The 18,945-nt window shown below is 50.3% G+C and carries 14 protein-coding genes; 8 read left to right on the top strand and 6 right to left on the bottom strand.

Translation table 11 applies throughout. The features are described from left to right. Positions 1–3 precede the first annotated feature (3 nt). The 3 genes from ACYVIT_RS14905 to ACYVIT_RS14895 all read left to right on the top strand — a co-directional run bounded on the left by ACYVIT_RS14905 (position 4) and on the right by ACYVIT_RS14895 (position 3,969). Positions 4–930: an NAD-dependent epimerase/dehydratase family protein gene (locus ACYVIT_RS14905; protein WP_415807243.1), complete on the top strand. Its 927-nt coding sequence runs from the start codon at positions 4–6 to the stop codon at positions 928–930. Next, positions 927–2,093, top strand: coding sequence for a DegT/DnrJ/EryC1/StrS family aminotransferase (locus tag ACYVIT_RS14900; protein WP_415807242.1), 1,167 nt, complete (start codon positions 927–929; stop codon positions 2,091–2,093). The genes ACYVIT_RS14905 and ACYVIT_RS14900 overlap by 4 nt, the downstream gene beginning before the upstream one ends. A 469-nt stretch (positions 2,094–2,562) precedes the next feature. Further along, the gene (locus ACYVIT_RS14895; protein WP_415807240.1) at positions 2,563–3,969 is read left to right on the top strand and encodes a hypothetical protein; all 1,407 of its coding nucleotides are present in this window, start codon (positions 2,563–2,565) and stop codon (positions 3,967–3,969) included. 237 nt (positions 3,970–4,206) lie between these two features. On the opposite strand, the gene ACYVIT_RS14890 is transcribed toward ACYVIT_RS14895, so the two are convergent. Next, complete coding sequence (locus ACYVIT_RS14890) at positions 4,207–5,130, bottom strand: glycosyltransferase family 2 protein (RefSeq protein WP_415807239.1); 924 nt, start codon at positions 5,128–5,130, stop codon at positions 4,207–4,209. A 50-nt stretch (positions 5,131–5,180) separates the two neighbouring features. After that, a complete protein-coding gene (pgi, locus tag ACYVIT_RS14885) occupies positions 5,181–6,797 on the bottom strand; it encodes a glucose-6-phosphate isomerase (RefSeq protein ID WP_415807238.1) in 1,617 nt (538 codons plus the stop codon). 376 nt (positions 6,798–7,173) lie between these two features. Here pgi and ACYVIT_RS14880 point away from each other — a divergent pair, with 376 nt between their 5' ends. Next, positions 7,174–8,541 carry a capsule biosynthesis protein gene (locus tag ACYVIT_RS14880; protein ID WP_415807237.1) on the top strand — a complete coding sequence of 456 codons (1,368 nt, stop codon included), beginning with the start codon at positions 7,174–7,176 and terminating at the stop codon, positions 8,539–8,541. Positions 8,542–8,639: 98 nt separating this feature from the next. Continuing rightward, complete coding sequence (locus tag ACYVIT_RS14875; protein WP_415807236.1) at positions 8,640–10,061, top strand: glycosyltransferase; 1,422 nt, start codon at positions 8,640–8,642, stop codon at positions 10,059–10,061. 106 nt (positions 10,062–10,167) lie between these two features. Here ACYVIT_RS14875 and ACYVIT_RS14870 read toward each other — a convergent pair whose 3' ends face one another. The 4 genes from ACYVIT_RS14870 to ACYVIT_RS14855 form a co-directional block, all read right to left on the bottom strand. Next, entirely contained in the window at positions 10,168–11,115 is a 948-nt protein-coding gene (locus tag ACYVIT_RS14870; RefSeq protein WP_415807235.1) for a Hint domain-containing protein, read from the bottom strand. Positions 11,116–11,499: 384 nt separating this feature from the next. Next, positions 11,500–11,724, bottom strand: coding sequence for a hypothetical protein (locus tag ACYVIT_RS14865; protein WP_415807233.1), 225 nt, complete (start codon positions 11,722–11,724; stop codon positions 11,500–11,502). Between the two features lie 134 nt (positions 11,725–11,858). After that, positions 11,859–14,150 (bottom strand): glycosyl hydrolase family 28-related protein, encoded by a 2,292-nt coding sequence (locus tag ACYVIT_RS14860; protein ID WP_415807232.1) that lies wholly within the window; start codon positions 14,148–14,150, stop codon positions 11,859–11,861. A 415-nt stretch (positions 14,151–14,565) separates the two neighbouring features. Next, a complete protein-coding gene (locus ACYVIT_RS14855; protein ID WP_415807231.1) occupies positions 14,566–16,176 on the bottom strand; it encodes a hypothetical protein in 1,611 nt (536 codons plus the stop codon). A 300-nt stretch (positions 16,177–16,476) separates the two neighbouring features. Between ACYVIT_RS14855 and ACYVIT_RS14850 the strand changes: the two genes are divergently transcribed. The 3 genes from ACYVIT_RS14850 to ACYVIT_RS14840 all read left to right on the top strand — a co-directional run bounded on the left by ACYVIT_RS14850 (position 16,477) and on the right by ACYVIT_RS14840 (position 18,858). Beyond that, positions 16,477–16,746, top strand: coding sequence for a hypothetical protein (locus ACYVIT_RS14850; protein ID WP_415807230.1), 270 nt, complete (start codon positions 16,477–16,479; stop codon positions 16,744–16,746). 245 nt (positions 16,747–16,991) lie between these two features. Further along, positions 16,992–17,378, top strand: a complete 387-nt coding sequence (locus tag ACYVIT_RS14845) for a hypothetical protein (protein ID WP_415807229.1) — start codon at positions 16,992–16,994, stop codon at positions 17,376–17,378. Next, entirely contained in the window at positions 17,347–18,858 is a 1,512-nt protein-coding gene (locus ACYVIT_RS14840) for a hypothetical protein (protein WP_415807228.1), read from the top strand. The genes ACYVIT_RS14845 and ACYVIT_RS14840 overlap by 32 nt, the downstream gene beginning before the upstream one ends. The last annotated feature ends 87 nt before the right edge of the window (positions 18,859–18,945 follow it).

Genomic DNA, 18,945 nt, shown 5'->3' with positions numbered 1-18,945 from the left:
GAAATGAAGATATTGCTGACGGGCAGTACAGGCATGGTGGGCCGCAATTTGCTTGAACATCCAAAGGCTGCCAAATTTCAATGGCTCACGCCGTCTCATGCAGAGCTCGATTTGGCGATGTTTTCAGCAGTATCTGATTACATTGGCTCGAAGCGACCTGACGCCATTGTGCATGCGGCTGGCAAGGTAGGCGGCATCCATGCGAATATTCGTGAGCCTGTGCGCTTTCTTATAGATAATCTAGATATGGGTCGCAATGTGCTACTTGCGGCCCAACAGCACTCCGTCTCGCGTTTAATTAACCTCGCAAGCTCCTGTATTTACCCACGAAATCGCCAAAATGCCCTTGTTGAAGAGGAGGTTCTGACGGGAGAGTTAGAGCCCACTAACGAAGGGTATGCTCTTGCAAAAATTGCGGTGGCAAGGCTCGCTGATTATATTTCACGAGAACGCCCCGAGCTTTGTTACCGTTCCCTTATTCCATGCAACTTGTATGGAAGATACGACAATTTTGACCCTATAAGGTCGCATTTGATCCCTGCAATCATACACAAGACGCACCAAGCTAAGATGCAGGGAATAGGCGAAATAGAAATATGGGGAGATGGTTGCGCTCGGCGGGAATTCTTATACGCCCAAGACTTGGCGGGGGCGGTGTTAGCCGCTGTCGAAGATACTCGAAATTTGCCGAATATGCTGAATATCGGATTGGGTGTGGACTATACGATTAACGAGTACTACGAAGTCGCTGCTGAAGTAATTGGCTTCACCGGTTCTTTTAAGCACGATCTCACTAAGCCGGTCGGTATGAGTAAAAAGCTAACCAGTATTGAAAAAGCAAGAAATTGGGGATGGTCTCCCACTACGACGCTTAAAGCAGGACTGGAGGCCACGTATGAATTCTATCTTAGCGAGCTCCGAAAAAAATGACTATTCATTATCCTTTGGCGACTACTACTTGGGACGATGCAGAATATGCTGCAATTCAGCGAGTTGTTGAATCGGGCATGTTCACTATGGGTAAGGAGGTTCTAGAGTTTGAAAAGCGATTTGCCAGCTTTGTAGGCAGCCAATATGCAGTTATGGTCAATTCAGGGTCGTCTGCAAACTTACTGATGATTGCCGCGCTGTTCTTCAAGAAGGAATCACCGTTAGCTCGCGGGGACGAGGTAATTGTCCCCGCTGTGTCTTGGAGTACAACTTATTACCCCCTTCAACAATATGGTTTGAAGGTAAAGTTCGTGGATGTTGATGCGAAAACTCTAAATTTTAATTTGGCTGATTTGCGTGAGGCAGTAAGCGCAAATACACGCGCTATTCTCGCAGTAAATCTGTTGGGAAACCCGAATGATTTCTCGGCTATTAGGGAAATAATAGGCGATCGAGATATTATTTTGCTCGAAGATAATTGTGAGTCATTAGGCGCCACGTTGGGCGGCACCCAGGCGGGTACTTTTGGTTTAATGGGGACGTTTAGCAGCTTTTTTAGTCACCACATTGCGACGATGGAGGGTGGGGTACTAGTTACTGACGATGAAGAGCTGTACCACATTTCGCTGTGCCTTCGTGCTCACGGATGGACTCGAAATCTACCGCAGAACAACCTAGTGTGTGGAACTAAAAGTGACAACGCTTTCGAGGAATCATTTCGTTTTGTACTGCCGGGATACAACTTTCGCCCTCTTGAGATGAGCGGAGCTATTGGCATAGAGCAATTAAAGAAATTGCCGAGCATTATTTCTGGTCGTCGAAAAAATGCGGAGAGGTTTCAGGCGCTTTTTAGAAATCATCCATGGCTCGGTATTCAAGAGGAAATAGGTGAAAGCAGTTGGTTCGGTTTTGCGTTGATTATAAAACCCGATGCGAACGTCGATCGAATAAACTTGATGAAGAAATTAGAGCACGCCCGCGTGGATGTTCGTCCTATTGTGGCTGGTAACTTTGCCAAAAATGAAGTATTAAAATGGTTTGACTATACTTCGGTGGGAAATCTTGACGTCGCTAGCTATATAGACGAGAAAGGTTTTTTTGTAGGAAATCATCACTACGATGTATCGAACGAGCTTGAGTATGTGAGAAATTTATGTGAGTAAGTGGAAAGTACAATAGAGATGGGATGTGTATTTGAGCGACGAACGTTTTTAGTGCGTAGTTTTGGCGGCGCCACTTGTTTCTATTGATTTGATCGCTTATCAAAGAGATAGGAATATTATTGGAAAAAGAATAATTGGCCCGCTCAGGGATATTGGTTTATGTCTGGCGGACGGGCTCATAATAATGAGCGCATTAGATAATGCTTTTTTAGAATCCCGAGAATGGCATTAGGTGTGCCCTATCGCCGGCATGATGCTTCTTGACGATGTGTCCGGCTATATTAGGGGGATTGGCAGGCTCAGTACTACAATGCTGAAATAAAAATAGGGCGCTCCGAGGGATTTCCTCATGCCCGAGTATGTAGGCCTCGTGGCATATTGTTGATTAGATACGTTTGTGCAGTGAGAGTAGACAGCCAAGTGAATACCGGTCGTTATATCAAAAAAAATATTATTTGGGGCGCATAATATGAATCTGCAAGTAGAGAGTGAGCGGTTGGCAACTCCGCAAGAGACGATTGATAAAAATATTGTTGTAGCGCGTACTGATGGCTTGGGTGCAAGACTATTGGCGATTGTCAATGGTATTTCCTTAGCCTCGATCTTGGGTGCTTCATTCAAGTTCGCCTGGCAAACCCGCGGCAATACTGCTGCGCAGTTTCATGCCATAGCTGCGGCAAAAGATATGTTTGCAGCGGGGTTTCTCGAGAAGCATTTCCTGGCATCGTTTGATGATGCGGGCTATTCGAGAATGAGTCTAAGTAAACAAACTCTGAAGCAGTTACGCGAGCAGTTGGCGCTAGAAGAGCGCCGCGGCTGGTTTATATCTGGCTTAGAGGATATTGATTCAATTCTGCTGAAAGGTGGGGCCCTGTCGCAAGCGGAGGCATTCTCCCTAATTAAATTTCATCCAGATGCACAAAAATATATAGATTTTGCCTATCAACTTACCCTTCCAGATAATCCGGCTGCAATTCATTTACGTGCAGGTGATTTGATTTACGGCCCACATCGACATAGGGGGGAGTTTACTAACAAGGCGATCTCAGTGCCTGTCGCAAAGAGAATAATTGAAAAACTCCAGAAAGATGGATATTCGATAATACTATATGGCCAGGACAGCGAGACTATCAGCTATTTGCAGAAAGAATATTCCGTTTTCTTGGCTGACGATTTTGAGTTGCCAGGAGATACAGCGGACCATCAAAAAGCCCTTTTTGAAATTGCCTTGATGTCGCGTTGCCAACTTATTGTTGCTGGCGACAGTCGTTTCGCCGAGATAGCAAGCAAGATGGCGAGCGTTAAGATACATGAACCACGAAAATTTTTTCGTGGTCGCGAGCAGTCGTCAATCATTATTGATGACTTGAATGTGAACGCTGAAAAATATACCTCATTACAGACGGCATTTGCTTATTGGTCGGCATTCTATTGGGGGCGAGAGAAGCTAGATTCGGAGAGTATTGATCACGTTTTGAGTAAAGCGGTATCTTTCGATCCGCAAAACGGATTCTATGCCATGAATCGTTTGTTTAGTGCTGTCGAGAATATGGCGTATTCCCGATGCGAGAGCATTTTGGAGTCTGCATTCAGGAATGCTTCGTTGAATGGGAGCATACTGAACGACTACGTTATTAAAGCGGCTTTTATTAGAAGAGTTAGCAATAAGAAACGATATTACTTCCAGCCAAAATTTAATTTTGTCTTCTCAGTGAAAGGTGATTACCCTTATATTAAGTTGTTTAGCGCTATTTTGAGGGTCCAGATCATGCAAGATGCTGACGGTGCTGCGATTGATCTAGCTTGCGCGCTACAACACGGTGTTGATAAGGATATACATAGAAAGTTGGAGTTGGAAATGGGCGTAACGTCCTAAGCGGCATTGGCCTCTTTCGTGCCCTAAATCAATTCAGGCCAGGAAATACGGGGCATTGCCCGAACGACGAGGGGCCGCTAAGTTCCTTTGAGTTATCCTGGGCAATGTCATAGAGGGGCAGCGCCTCGCATGGCTGGAAGCCTGCCATGATCATGGTCGTTATTCCGCTATGCACAGCGTTTTATCAATTGGCGTCTCGACGGTTGACCTGGCAGTGTGTGGTTCGAAGTGCCGTCTCTAGCCTATATTTTTTTGTCGTAAGCGTTGAGTTAGAGCATGCCAACGAGATGTAAATGGTGGTTTTTTCTCTGGCCGGCTCAATTTCGCTTCAATCAATTCTCTTAATCTTTCATGTTCTACACGCACTTGAGGACTGAATTGTTTTGCGATCAAGCATTCCTCTTCGTTACGATCATGGCTGGTAAAGTATTTTTTGTGCTTAATGCGAGCCTTTTTCGTAGCGCTCCCGCGGCGGCTCTTGCCAACAAGAAATTCTTCAAGAGATTTAGTCGCGTAATGATTTATACGTGCGCCGATCCATACGATCTCGCTACTCAGGCCTTTGCCGTGTTTGGTGTGTGGCGCGATATCGCCGCCAGTGGCGTCAACGTATCGACCGCTAGATAGATCTACGAAGTGAGGGTTTGCAAACTTTAGGCCACGTTCGGGGCGCAGCAGTGTCTTGATGTGGAAATTGACGCCGAAGTTTTGCTTTGCCCTTTTAGTGAACCGTTCAATAACAAGCCCGTCCTCAGCAAACAAGGCGCCGCCAGATCCGAAGTTTGCCCAATTTAGGCCTACGGCACTAACGTCTGGACGGGCAAACAGTTGATCGATGAGAGGGAGGAGAGATGTGCTGCCATCCGTTGGCAATAGATATTCGTCTGCATCAATGAAAGCGACGACGTCACATTTCCCTCTTGCGTTCGCTAGAAGTACTGCGTAGGCCGGCATTTGCACATTGCCGTTCTCAGGGGTGGGGAAGGGAATCCGCTGCACGAGTCCAAGCTCGGCCAGCGCTTCCAGCATTTCGCTAGTGCCGTCGGTACTATCGTTATCGGCAATAAAAAAGCTCTGTACGCCGATAACGCGATGAAAGGCTATCCATTCCAGCAATGAGTCGGCCTCGTTTTTTACGATGGCCGCTATACTTAATTTCAAAGACACTCGGTGGATTTGTTATTGTTGGACAACTAATGAGTATATCTCGATCAGCTATTTTCCGGTGAGGCACGTGGGGCGAAGCGTTGTAACCAATGCTGCGTCGATGCATCATGGGACATCTTAGTGAGGTTCTTCCCATCCGCCATATTTTGCCAATCTTTGCGTATACGTGCGGTTAGTGTTTTGCCCAATTCGACGCCCCATTGGTCGAAGGGGTTGATTCCCCAAATGAGGGCTTGCACAAATACCTTGTGTTCGTATAGCGCTATCAATGCCCCGAGCGTATATGGGCTTAGGCGCGGCAGAACGATCAGGCTAGAGGGTCTCCCTCCGGGATATACCTTATGCTTAGCCAACCATTTGGCATATTCGGGGTCGCTATTCTTGTCCATTTCGGCCAGCACATCTTCGTACGATTTGCCGCGAAGCAGCGCCTCTCGTTGTGCCAGGCAGTTAGCAATTAGCTGTTGATGGTGATCGGGCCAGCGATGGTCAGCTTGCTGGCAAACGATGAAATCCACGGCAGCGCCGTCACCCTGGTGTAACCATTGAAAGAACGTGTGCTGTGCGTCTGTGCCTGGCATACCCCATACAGCGGGGCCGGTCGGGACGCCCACCGGCTCACCGGCGAGCGTGACCGACTTACCGAGGGATTCCATTTCTAATTGCTGCAGATATGGCACCAAATGAAATAGACGTGAATCGTAGACGGAAATATTTAGAGAGCTAAATCCAAGCACACTGCGGTTAGCCACGCCTGCCAAGGCGAGTTGGACGGGCGCATTGCGATTGATGGGGGCCGTGCGAAAATGCTCGTCCATAGCATGAGCGCCTGCCAGCATACCTGCCATGACGTCGGTGCCTACGGTCAGTGCAGTAGACACGCAGACCGAAGACCAGAACGAAAATCGCCCACCTACCCAATCCCAGAATGGGAAAATCTGGTCCTTGGGCACACCAAATTTCCGCGCCATCGTCGGACGGGCAGTAACGGCTACCAGTTGGCGTTCTGGGTGTTTTACACCAGCGGCTCGCAACCACTCGATCGCACGCTGGGCGTTTTCTAGTGTTTCCGCGGTGGTGAACGATTTGGATGCGATCACCACCACTGTCTCGTGTGGATTCAGGCCTGATAGGCCCCCCTCGATGGCATGGCCATCAATGTTGGCGACGAAGCGTATATCACGCCATGTCCCGGTGTAGCCGAAGGCCGCGACGGTCAACCGCAATCCCCAGTCGCTGCCACCGATGCCAATATGCAACACATGGCGCCATCGGCGTTCGTTGTCGGCGCGCTGCACAAATTGCAGCAGGCGATTGCGTTCGTGTGCTACCTCCGGCGTCGGGGAAGGTTCGCGTAACATGGAGTGCCATGCAGCGCGGTCTTCTGTGTGATTAACAACGCCGCCTTCTAGCAGCTGGCGACGCATTTGTTTGAAGCTACGAGCCCGCAGCAACGCATGAGACGCCTCGGTAAAGGCTTCCGATGTGGGCTGAGCGCTCAGATCGATACTAAGGCCGGCCGCTTCAATGATGCGCAGTGTTTCCCCCTTGCGGTCCGCTTGCTGTGCCGCTTCTTGAAAAGCTTGCCATTCGGGCATCGTGGGCAGAGCAGGAAAGTCAGTTGCAGGAACAGGGGTCAAGATAGAGGCTGAGTCTTTCATCGGTATTTGCTGCAGTCGCGGGAGGGGTGAAACCTAAGTCAAGTCATGCTCGCTGCGTGCTAACGGCGGCGTCGCGGCGAGGATATCAGGCTAAGACACTACGCCCTTTCTATGAAGGTAATGTAACCATTTTGTATGGCTTTGTGATCAGGCTGGATTTGAAATAGACGACCTCGTTGCAAGATTATGATACATAAATAGAAGAGCCGGGGGAACATAAAATCTTGCAACGCAATATATGCCATGAAAAAAATTAGTAACATTCATCTGACCCGATAGCATTGGGGACAGGCATTTTCAGTGTTGATCTTGTATGCTACCGAGTATAATCAGCCGCTTTTCTTGTTGGCATTTGTGCCCTGGTTAGCAGTCGCGAATGATAGCTGATACACAGCGTAGAATCCTGTTTTTGCAGGGCCCCCCATCCACATTCTGGCGTCAGCTTTGCGATCATTTTGAGTCGTCAGGCGCCATTACGCGCCGCATCAATTTTTCGATGGGAGACTGGGTTTATTGGCGCAAGTCGGGAGCGGATAATTATCGAGGGCGGTTCAGTCGGTGGGGAGGGTTTCTACGAAAGTATTTGGTTGAGCACCAAATTACTGACATCCTGTACTACGCCGATCGGTTGCCATATCACGCGGTAGCGCGGGAGATTGGGGCGTCTTTAGGGGTACGTACTTACGCTGTGGAGTTTGGGTATTTGCGGCCTGATTGGCTGACTCTTGAGCGCGGTGCAATGGGGGCTTTATCTCATTTTCCCAACGACCCGGAAGCTATCCGACACATTGCTCGACAGGTGCGCAGTTTTGTGCAGCCCAAGGAGCACTTTACGCATCGCTTTGCCCAAGAAGCTACCAACGAGGTTGTCTATAACTTGTTGACGGCGTTGGTACCTTATGGGTATCCGTTTTACCGAGCGGATAAGTATTATCATCCGTTGGTGGATTATTTAAGTTGGTTACCCAGTGCATTGCGCAAAGTGATCACAGAACGCAAACGTTCCGAAGCAGCTTTGCGATTACGTCTTGAGCGCAAGCGTTATTGGATGCTGGCTTTGCAGATTCAGGCTGATTACCAACTGCGCACGAACGCGGCTTATCGGCGTCAGGCCGATATGATTGCCGAGGTGATTGAGTCCTTTGCAAGACACGCACACCCTGAGGGGCATCTCATTGTGAAGCTGCATCCGCTGGACAATGGGATTGAGCGTTGGGAACGTTTGGTTAAACGGCTGGCAGAGCGGCACGGGGTCGATGATCGTGTGTTGGCGGTTAGCGAATGTGATTTGAAACGTACGATACGGCGGAGCCGCGGGGTTATCACCATCAATTCGACCGTAGGGTTGCATAGCTTGCGTGCAGGTACTCCAGTAAAGGTGTTGGGGGTGGCGGTCTATGACATTCCCGGTTTAACACATCAGGGATCGCTTGATTTATTCTGGCGCAAACCGCAGAAAGTCGATAAGACACTGCGTAACGCACTGGTGAGTGCGCTAGCAGCCACGATTCAAGTGCATGGGTCGTTTTATCACCCAGAAGGGAGGCTGTATGCTTGTAGAGAAATCGTTCATCGAGTGATGAACGATCTAGTGAATGAGCCGGAAGCCTTTGTGGATCCACCGCCACGCTTGGCCAGCGCATTGGAGCGCAATGTGCCAATTTTCAGTCCGTTGAAGGACAGCGGGGTGCAGGTGAGCGGAACCATTTCTCTTCAACCGACAGTACCAATGGTTAAGTCCTGATCACGCGGATGGTATTGATATTTATTGCCTTGCGTTAGTTCAAGATGCGGTGTTGCAGGAATGACGACAACAGATAAGTAGGTGCTGACTGGTTCGACATGAAGATCAATGTCATTAATTCACGAGTCTACGGTAATCCGTATCAAAAGCTGCTTTACGCCGCAATTGGATCAAGATACCAAATAGCGTCGGGCACCTTAAGCAAGGCGATTAGACAACAATTATTAACTAAGCGCTCCGTATACCATATCCATTGGGAGGAATCCTTTTTTGCGAAGTGCAGGAGTGTCGCGCAGGCAGTTCGAGTGCGGCGTGAGTTCATAGAAGCGTTGGGTCAGTACGTTTCCTTTGGTGGCAAAGTTGTATGGACTTTGCACAATATTCGGCCTCATGAAGGACGTTTCACCCAGACTTTTTTGTCTTTGCGCAAAGATCTTGCAGTGTTATCCCATCGTATTCTGGTCCACAATCGGTCAGCGTTGACAATATTGCAAGAGCAAACAGGGCTGAGCGATTTATCCAAAGTCACTGTTTTACCGCATCCCGCGTACTTTGATATCTACGAACCTGCAGATAAAACCATGATTCTCGCTGGAGCGCCGCCAGCGAATCCACGCACGTTGTTGTATTTTGGTCTGATCCGTGCATATAAAGGTATTCCTAGCCTAGTGCGGAAATTGCCACGAGAATTTATGGTAAGTCAGAAGTTGTCGCTGCATATTTGTGGTCAGCCTTTGCGCGCAGACTCCTTTTTGGCCGACTTACTCGAGCAAAGTCGCAATCGCCCGGAGATAAAATATAGTCTTGATACAGTGCCTACTGATGAGGTGGCAGACTTATTAAGATCCAACGCCGGGTTAGTAATTCCTTATCACAATGTGCTTACCTCCGGTGTGACGGTGCTTGCGTTGACCTTGGGTGTTCCGACAATTGCACCTAACACTTCTGCAATGAGGGAGTTGTTTCCAGAGTCTTCGCATCACTTATTATTTAACCCGCGCTCCCCGAAAGATTTCCGTCGGGCAGTATTGGCGCTTGTAAATATGCCTATAGAAACGCGTCAGAAAATAGCGAGGGATTACATCGGGCAGGCTCTTTCTTATCACCCCCAAGAAATTAGCAATACTCTAGGCGAGATATATGACGGGTTATTGGGGTTCACTGATAGTAGCGAGCCGCTCGGGCCAAGATGTTTTTGGCCCCAAGGCCTTGACGACGTCATTATGGGGCCTCGTGCCTACTCTCAGTTTCACTTTTTTTTGGAGAATGGCCCAGAAGCGACTTGTGGCCCTAACGCCGCCTCGACTACGCTTTCCAACGCGCAACTTGCACTCGAACTTGTTAGGGCCACATTAATCGGTAATGTACGAGCGGGCATCTCGGATGAGCTGATTTCAAACGGCGTAAAAGATGCTAATAAGCTGGCGACGGAGCGAGCCAAGCTGGATGGTGTGTATGCCGTACAGCTTTACGCAGACATTCTAGGTCGGTTGGATCTACACTCGAAAGACGAAGGGTAGTTAGCGTCCGGGCAGATGTGAGTGCTAGCGTCGTCATGGCCGAAGGTTTTGAAGCACAGTGGGGCTGGCCGGGTAGCGGGCCCGCGGCAAAGGTTCGTGGCCGACGTCAAGCAGCCTTTGATGTCGGTTCGATAAACAAGGCTGCGGCGCGTGCTGCAATTCGTTCGTGAATGACGGCGATGTCATCAGCTTTTCTCAGCGCCTTAAACCCTGGTCGACGAGCCTTGCGGCGTTGCATATCTTCGGGGCGTAGAGTAGTGACATCCACATTTTGGAAGAAACTGCGATTCCCTCCATCGGCCCAGGACTCAGAAAACACCCCATGAGCAAGGATCACATCAAACCGATCCAGTTCTACATGGTAGTAGCCGAAAGTAGTTACGTTCGTTTCCTGCAAGATAGATCTGCCATTGATCAAGTCCTTTGCGCGAATCAGCACGCCATCGATAAACAGATGGTGCCACGGAGAGACGCGCAAGTCCTGGCTAGGCAGGTTATCGCTCAGCGCCCCTGCCAAAATCCGTACAGGTAAGGAATCCGACCGTTGCTCTGGGGTGCACAGTGAGATGGCCTTGTAGTTACGCCAGCCCACCCACTTAACTGTCCGCAACCCCGTACTACTGACTATCTTGTCGCCAATTGCGAGACACTCAACGGCGACTGGACCACTATCTGTCTCAATCAGCGTTCCTTTGAGAAAGCAGACAGGAGTACCGGGGAATGGATCCGTATTGTAAGTCACTACCTGGCGGGGAACATATTCATCGGCGGAATCGGTAAGCACCAAGGCGTAGGCATCCGGATTCTCGGGATCCCCGTCGTCCTGATAATGATAGATTATGCCCTCATTAACGAAACCCACTATCCTCCCAGTGACGAATTCTCCGCCGCCCACTACGTCCCAAACCTGAACGTGCTCCCCCGCTGTAAAGAATTGCTCATTTTCACTTCTGAGATAATTGCCCTGGAGTGGGGTGTAACCATTGCGGACGATTAGTTGCCCATCTTCCCCGAGCTCTAATGCATAGGCTTTTGAAGCGACAAATTGGATCATGACCAACCCTAGTATGAATGATTGACTTTAAAATTTCTCTATTTGTACTAAATATTGTATGTTTTGTGCGGCTATTTTGATTCAAACTCGATGAGTGCTCGTCCGTGCCCCGTCCATTGTCCTTGCTAGTGAGGGATTCGAACTCACCACTGGACAGCGTTCTACTTTTCTCCCGCGTGAGGCTAATAACTCTTGGCTCTTAGAAGCAGGGCGTTCGTTGCTATTTTAAATAAAATGAAATAAAAAGTGGGGCACCGAGGTGAGTCAAGATCGGATTGCGAAACACGCAGCACAGGCTTTGTCCGAGTCCGCCGCACTCGCAGCTCGCTGTGCCGTAACCTCCTCATGGGTAGCCTGCTGGTAGGCTTACGCTGTTTAACGCAACTAGCCTAGCCCAAATCGAGCACGGATTTCATCGCCGCAGTTGCGCCCATTCAACGAATAGCGGTCTCCTATTTCGGCGCATTCCTCAGCTATTGATAGAGCGAAAGCCATCAGATCCGTTGGTTCAATATCTTCAATACCAGCTGCCTCTGCAAAAGCTGACAGATCTTCCGCACTTAAGCCGAATTGATCAGAATCCCGCGTTCTATCATCATTCTTTTCCATCGTCGTGTCCTTGGTAGGAATCTACGGCGTTGTTCAAAGGAGCGCAGCTTAAACGCTCCCATGAAGGTTTTTTATACTTGCAGTGTACGAGTTTAGGCCAAAAATAAGGGCTATGGTTAGATCCCCCGCAACTTCTATTTTGCCTCTAACGCCGCCACGCGAGATGCCAGATCGTCCTGCGCTGCCACGACGCCGCGCATGATAAATGCACCAAGCTCGTCCCAGCGGAACGAATACACATCACCAGCAGGGCGGGCAGGGCGTACGACAGTAGCTTCTCCTGTCTCGTCATCGGTGTATTTCACCTCAGGCTCAGCCTCATATTCGTCATAGCATATTGCCCCGTAAGCATATGGGTCCAGGTCATGAGATCGAAACACTTCGATCGCACGTTGAACTGTCATACCAAAATGACGGCGGGCGTCGGATCCCTTGTCTGCGACCTGTTTGAGCCACTTGTACCAGCCAATCTCACGCGCTAACGCCTGGGCGCAGACGATTTCTGCGGATGAGAGTGGGGTGACTTCCGTCTTTAGTCGCGCATCAGATGTATTGATAGCACCTGTGGCCGCATATACCTCAGACCAGCGATAAGCGGCGGAACCTAGTTGCCGACTATTGTCGACGCCAGGGCGAAAGCCTCCTCCCGTTATACGAGCAATTTCAAATACTTCGTCCGTCGCGATGGTCGAAGCATCGGTTACCAGAAAAGCGATCCCGGTCTGGCTGGCATTGGCACCGTTCTGTACTGAGGCAATCGCTGCTTTACGGCGCTCTACACCGATACCTCGAAACGAGATCGAGCCGCCATAGTTCCCCTGTCCGGTAGTACCCGCACAACGCAGCGCCAATGTTCCCAGAGAGCCTCCGCCATTACCAGGTACAAAATTGTTTGCATCAAGAACCGCCACGCGATTCACTAGCCCCGGATTCTGTGTGGCATCTTTTGCCAGCAGACTTATACTGACGCCGGGCGTGTTATTCACGTTGTTGATGTAGGCATTGCTGGTTCTGGCTACCCCGTTGACTGAGATGGGGCCTGTAAGTGCAGAGGGCACGTCCACGGTGAGGGTGTTGCTCGCGGGCGCATCGATGTCCACACCAGAGACGTGAATGTTTCCGATGCCGATATCGTTGCTGTCGCGGACATTGATGCAGCTGCCAACCGAATTTCGGAGAGTGAAGCCGTTAAAGTAGATGTTGTGGCAAGGGACCGGAGTCGAGATCCCGGTTTCCTTGTCGACGACGAGTTGAGTCGTGATGTCAGTCCCGTGCTCTGCCGGGGTATCAACATAAAATCCATTGATGTAGACATTCGAACATCCGGCTATTACGGCACCAACGTTGCATGATTGATCTTTCAACGTCTTCATGACTCGATAACCGGACACGAGTACATCAACGCATTGTTCGAGCCGCAACCCGTCTTCATTCGGGCCCGTCCTGTTGCCGGAGGCGCAGTCGTTGACAACGATGCCATGGATGTTTAGCGCGTGGTATCCCCTGATCTTAATGCCACATCGACCCGTGTTTTCCAAGGTTATGTTGCTTATCCTCACTCCACGTGGTTGTGCGGCCGGGTTTGAGAAATAGATGCCATGTTCTCCGGACTCTTTGATGTAGATGTCTGAAATACTGCACCCGTTTCCGGGGGCGCCACCGATGGCGTTATAGCCTGGGTCTTGTTTGGCCGTGGGGGATTTTCCGACAAATGAACCTGAATGGATTCGGGCATTGGTCACGCTCGCAAAGATGATGCCCTTTCCGTAGGATGTGATCTTGAATCCGTCTATTTCCACATTATCAGGGACGAAATTAGGGTGATAAATCCTGACAGGAAGCTCCCAGTTATGGATTTGTAGGTTGCGTAGGCGAACGTTATTGCGGAATGCCCAGATGCATGCGTCTTGGTTGTCGCCCCCGAGCGGCTGCTGGTCTGCGCTACTGATAGTGAGTCCATCGGCGGAAGCACCCTCTCCGAACGATGCAAACCGCTGAATTACAAATCCAGTGGGAACATGCAGGGCCAGGTTTAGGACACGTGTATAGTTGCCGAAGCTGAACTGAGTAGTGTCACTTGAATCAGAGCGCGCATAGGTAATCGTTGAACCGTTACCGTAAAGGGTCACACCTGCAGGTAGAGGTACGAGCCGTTGCGTAACTAGATAGTTTTTACCTTGCTCAAGCCACAAAGGACGGGGTGTGCCAGCTAGGACGGCATAGGCAGCTTGAAACGCTGCGGTGTCGTCCGTAACGCCGTCACCTACTGCGCCAAAGGCTTCGATTCGTAAGGGGGTGCTGCTCAATTGGGCAAACACCGTGTCATCCGGCGATGAACCTGTGCCGCCATAATATCCAACCAATGCAGCACCCTTCGTTGGGTCGGTTGCGTTAGCGAGGTCGCCGCGTAGTGCATCGTCTGCCATGGAAATCTCCTAGCTTTCAGTCGTTGTAGACATGGGAATCAGGATACGAACATCCGAGATGATTGGGCCCATTGCCTGCCCGTGCTGCTGACAGATATCAGGGGGAGTGAGTGTGGAGCCTGAAGCCGCGTGATTAAACGCCGCGTTTAGGCGAATCGCGGGTGGGTTGTTCGCGACAGCGAGGGCTCGGGGGCCATCGTTCCTCGGGACAATTATTTGAGAGCGTCTACCAGAGTCAGGTCCGTAGCGTTCGCAAGATCACTTCGCAACTCATCGTCGGCCATTGAAGCCTCCCGGTTATGGTGTGTCGTGGATTGGATAGTCAGTAATTGGGCAGATTTGAGATGATGTCATTGCGGCTGCCCCTCTTTGCGAGTAGAGGAGATAGCCGACATTTCTCTTCATCGATACTCGGTCAGGTCACGCGGATTTTGATAATGCTACCTGTGCGGTACAGACTGCCAACTGCTAACCCGCCAGCGCTTGCTGCAGCATCGTCGGCATACTCAGGAATGCCGTTCGGAATACGCCATGTCTCACTGGCGTGGGCGTATAAGAGCTTAGCGTTGGCCTGAGATTGGAGAACGATATCTCCGGTTGACCGCATAGTTAAGGCGTTAGCGGTCCTGCTTCCTCCAGGCATAGGGAAGCAGAGTGTCGAATCCCACCGGGAATTGGCAGCGTTCCAAACAGGGTTTGGCAAGTCGCGCATATCCAGGACACGCGGGAATAAGGTCTCGTTGGTGGAGTTTATTCGGGCCTGAATATTGGCAAGGCCAGATGTTCGATTCGGCCCGCCCATAATGTTTATCTCGTTACGAGCCGCAGATCCATTGTTAGAGAACAGCCACAGACCGCTGTTGTCGTAGCGGGAGATATTGAATTGTTGATCTGGAGAGCTGCTATAGATAGCGTTAGCATCAGCTGGTGTGTCGTGAATTACCAAGTCATATGTACACCGTGTATTGAACCCCGCAATTGCCAGAGCACCACTTGTCCCAGAGCCGCACCCAACCATGGTGATGGACGCATAAGTCCCACTGGCCTTGTTTGTGCTCATGGCCGCACCGCAGTTATACGCCGTTCCGGTAATTCTGGAGTTCTTGGCGCCAATGCCAACACCGCTGCTGCTATCGTCTGATAGGACAACGGCAATCCGGCAATTTGTGGCGATGAAATCAATGATGGAACAATTGATGCAATTGTTTTTCAGGTCGAATGTATAGGCAGTGTCGTCAGAGGTCCCGGTGTTGTTCTTCGCTGTCGGCCGAATCATCATGGAGTCGGAGAGGTTCGCAAACAGGAACGATGAGCTAGCAACTCCTGCTCCATCGGTGCCGCAATCGATGATGAGGTTATTGCTGCAGTCTGCAGCAGAGTCTCGGTTATTGTTGTACCAGAGGAGAGCAAACCCCCGTGTGTCTGTAAAAATTAGTTTATCGGCAACACAGTTTTTAGGACTTGCGAATGAGATACCCTGCCCATCCGTCGCGGCAGCATTGCCTGTTAACCCAAGCTGTCCGCCCTCAATCCTGAAGTCGCGAAGCTCTACGCCGTTGGGATTGGCACCGTTGATTAAATTTGTAGTGCCCCCGTATCTACGAAATCGTAGAACGCCACCATCTCCGATGAAGCGAATGCCTTTCGCATTGGAGCCAAATGACAATGCATTTTCGCCGAATATGTAGATCGAGTCGGTACCTGGGCAATATATGGTCAGGCCTCCCTTTGTCTTGCCCAGATTCAAGGCAGCCTGGAATGCTGCCCAATCTAGCTCATCAGTCAATGCGGTGGCATGTGGATAGACTTGCTGGGCAAGCGCTAGACTCGCGAATATGGTTGACAGAGGACGACTAACACCATCACCGATAGCTCCGAAATCAAGAACGCTAACTCGTTCAAGGAGTTTGTCGGCGGTCGTACGTCCGGTTGAGCCGTTGAGTGGGGGAATATATCCCACTAATGCTGCGCCCTTAGTTGGGTCACTGGCGTTTGCGAGATCACTGCGTAGATTGTCATCTGCCATTTTTCAATCTCCCAATTTGCGGCCGCTGTCGTGGGGCGGTTAATTATTGCGCTGAAAAAAAGATCTTGAGGTGACTTTACGGTGACGCTGTCGTTACTGGGAAGCTGAAGGACTGGGCAGTTAAGGGATCGCAACTGATCCCACATGCCCGCATGCTTCTTTCATCGAACGGTTATATACCGCGGAGTGAAGTTAAGGCAAACTACTACAAGAATTGGCTCACTGTCCGACGGGGTCGTTTTGCCTTGTTAAATGGGCTTCGCGACCTCTATAGCGTCAAGATACATTAGGAGAGCTCAAATGGCGGACGATGCATTACGAGGTGACCTTGCCAACGTTTCCGACGCTGCAAAAGGCGCGGCCCTGGTAGGGTATTTGTCATCAGGGCAGGGGGCCATTGGAAATACGGTTTCCGACAAGCTCAACGAGTGTGTCTCCGTTCTGGATTTTGGTGCGCGTCCGAATAATGCTCTTGATCCTGTATCCGTTTGGCTGAGCGGCACGGAGCCTCGTTTTGCCTCGTTTGCGGATTTACAGACTGCATATCCCCATGTGACGTCGCTCACATAGAGTGTCAACTGGGCCGCCTTCCAAGCGGCGGCGAACTATTTCAATCAGCGTGGCGGGTATGGCGAAATCATCATTCCTGCTGGTCGCGATGGATATCTCTATCACTTGGACGACGAGGTGGTCATCCAAGTTAGTGGGGTTACCGTGCGTGGCACAGGCGGGAAAATCATTACGAGATTTCCAAACACCAGCCAAAAAGCTTTTTTCGATTTGAGTCTCCAGTCGCTCCCGGTCAATGGTATGAGGTGACTGCTGTTCCAGCACCATCCAACATTTTTAATGAAGGTCGCCGTACGCTGACAACGGCGGTAGCGACGTCTTTTCAGCCAGGCGACCAAGTTGAGATTCTCTCATCCAACTACTTTAGTGGAATAGCAGGGCAGTCGGGATACGCTATCAAGCCGAAAGGTGAGCACAATGTCATTCAGTCCGTGTCGGGCAATACGGTGATTTTGAGTGAGTACTTAAAAGACACGTACGTAATAGGAGACGGTGAAACCTTAAGGATCAGAAAGGTAACGCGCATCACCGATTGCGCTATTGCCGGATTGAAGGGCAAAGGGAGTGGTGTCACGCCTGAGCATCAAGCCCAGAATGCCTATGGTGTTCGTTTTTTTATGCAAACTAGTTGATAGATTATCCGTCTGCGATAACGATGGCGAGGGATTTAGCCGATTTTTTGGCCAAGCGAGCAACTGCCTGAACGTCATAGGGCATAACAACAGGATGCATGGATGGAATTTGGCTCTCGAGGGAGATAGGCCAGCGGGAACAGTTTGGTTTACTGGCATCAATCTATCAGGATGTGAATCCGTTTCCATTCGAGGCAACACTGCTACCAACATGCGTCGTCCGTGCGATATGGATAGTGCTTTCGAGGCTGGAGTAGGGTACACCATACCGACGCGTTCTATCACCATTGAAGGCAATACGTCGGTACGCTGTCAGAACGTGATTGGCGGACATTTTGCCGTCGACATCACGATCATAGGAAATACCGGGGTCGGTTGTGTACATGGCATCGGTTCACGTGGCTACAACGTGACCATCATCGGGAATACCGTCGGTCGAGTGTATGGCACGGTCATTGGCGTCGGGCAGGCCCCGGACGATATGACGTACACAGAGAGCCCAACCGCCGGGAGAGTGACGATCATCGGCAATCGCGGTTCCGGGGCAAACGGCGTGTCTGTCAGCGCTCAATTTGATTCGATGCTTATTAAAGATAATACCTTTTCTGATATCTATGAGTACGCAGTCGGCTTCCATTCAAAAGTGATTCGAAATGCGCTCATTACTGGCAACGTGTTCAATTCGAATACTAATGTGTCAAACGCGCAACTGGGTATTGTCCAGTACAATCCGTTCGCGGATGCCACCAAAAAAATCCGCGGGCTAGTGATTGCAGACAATGTCTTAAACGGTTTCCCGAAGGCCGTCATAATATCTGGCTGCGCTAAAGAAACGCCCGCTGAAGACGTCATCATCGAACGAAACCACTTCAACGATACGGTGAATCAGGATATTGAGCTTGGCTCGAGTCAGGCCGGCGAGGGTGGATGGTTTGGGCGGAACGTACGTATTGTTCGCAACTACTTATCCAAGTCGACCTTTTCAAGTGGAATTCACATCAGTCGAAAGGCTTTCGACAGCAGTCTGAGATTCGCCATCGAGCCTCGACTAGAAGAGAACATAGCTCGCCGAGATAATGACAGCGATATTACGCTGGCAGGATTTATTCAGCCAACGACCATAGGGTTTTCTGATGCGACGTATTCACGCGGCGCACGCTTACGTGAATATGGTCCGTCTGCTGGTGGAGTAGTCGAACAGGTGTGCGTGACGGCGGGCACTATTGGAACAGTGGTGGGTACGACAGGGTCTATTTCCGCAGGTACCAATCAACTGACTCTGAGCAATCAGGCCTTATCGATTGGAAACTATATTTCCATTGCAGGGGCAGGTGCCAATGGCGGGGTAATGAGTACCCGTGTTCTTGCGACGACAGGAAGTGTTGTAACCGTCGCCAATAATGCGCTTACATCGGTCACTGGCGGAGTTGTGTCATTCGTCCCGCCTGTGTTTAAGGCCGCGGGAACGCTCGCGACCTGACTGAACGGCGGCTGCGTGAGGTCAATTCAACGAGACAAGGCATTTCTTCAGAGCCGACTCGTGTCCACATATAGAGAACATGAGTCG

Source organism: Bordetella muralis (genome assembly GCF_054781015.1).
This window is presented reverse-complemented; position numbering and strand designations above follow the sequence as displayed.

Coding starts and splice junctions, on each gene's coding strand:
- ACYVIT_RS14850 (WP_415807230.1), top strand. CDS start 16,477: ATGGCGGACGATGCATTACGAGGTGACCTTGCCAACGTTTCCGACGCT.
- ACYVIT_RS14840 (WP_415807228.1), top strand. CDS start 17,347: ATGGTGTTCGTTTTTTTATGCAAACTAGTTGATAGATTATCCGTCTGC.
- pgi (WP_415807238.1), bottom strand. CDS start 6,797: ATGAAAGACTCAGCCTCTATCTTGACCCCTGTTCCTGCAACTGACTTT.
- ACYVIT_RS14860 (WP_415807232.1), bottom strand. CDS start 14,150: ATGGCAGACGATGCACTACGCGGCGACCTCGCTAACGCAACCGACCCA.
- ACYVIT_RS14870 (WP_415807235.1), bottom strand. CDS start 11,115: ATGATCCAATTTGTCGCTTCAAAAGCCTATGCATTAGAGCTCGGGGAA.
- ACYVIT_RS14880 (WP_415807237.1), top strand. CDS start 7,174: ATGATAGCTGATACACAGCGTAGAATCCTGTTTTTGCAGGGCCCCCCA.
- ACYVIT_RS14905 (WP_415807243.1), top strand. CDS start 4: ATGAAGATATTGCTGACGGGCAGTACAGGCATGGTGGGCCGCAATTTG.
- ACYVIT_RS14865 (WP_415807233.1), bottom strand. CDS start 11,724: ATGGAAAAGAATGATGATAGAACGCGGGATTCTGATCAATTCGGCTTA.
- ACYVIT_RS14855 (WP_415807231.1), bottom strand. CDS start 16,176: ATGGCAGATGACAATCTACGCAGTGATCTCGCAAACGCCAGTGACCCA.
- ACYVIT_RS14895 (WP_415807240.1), top strand. CDS start 2,563: ATGAATCTGCAAGTAGAGAGTGAGCGGTTGGCAACTCCGCAAGAGACG.
- ACYVIT_RS14900 (WP_415807242.1), top strand. CDS start 927: ATGACTATTCATTATCCTTTGGCGACTACTACTTGGGACGATGCAGAA.
- ACYVIT_RS14875 (WP_415807236.1), top strand. CDS start 8,640: ATGAAGATCAATGTCATTAATTCACGAGTCTACGGTAATCCGTATCAA.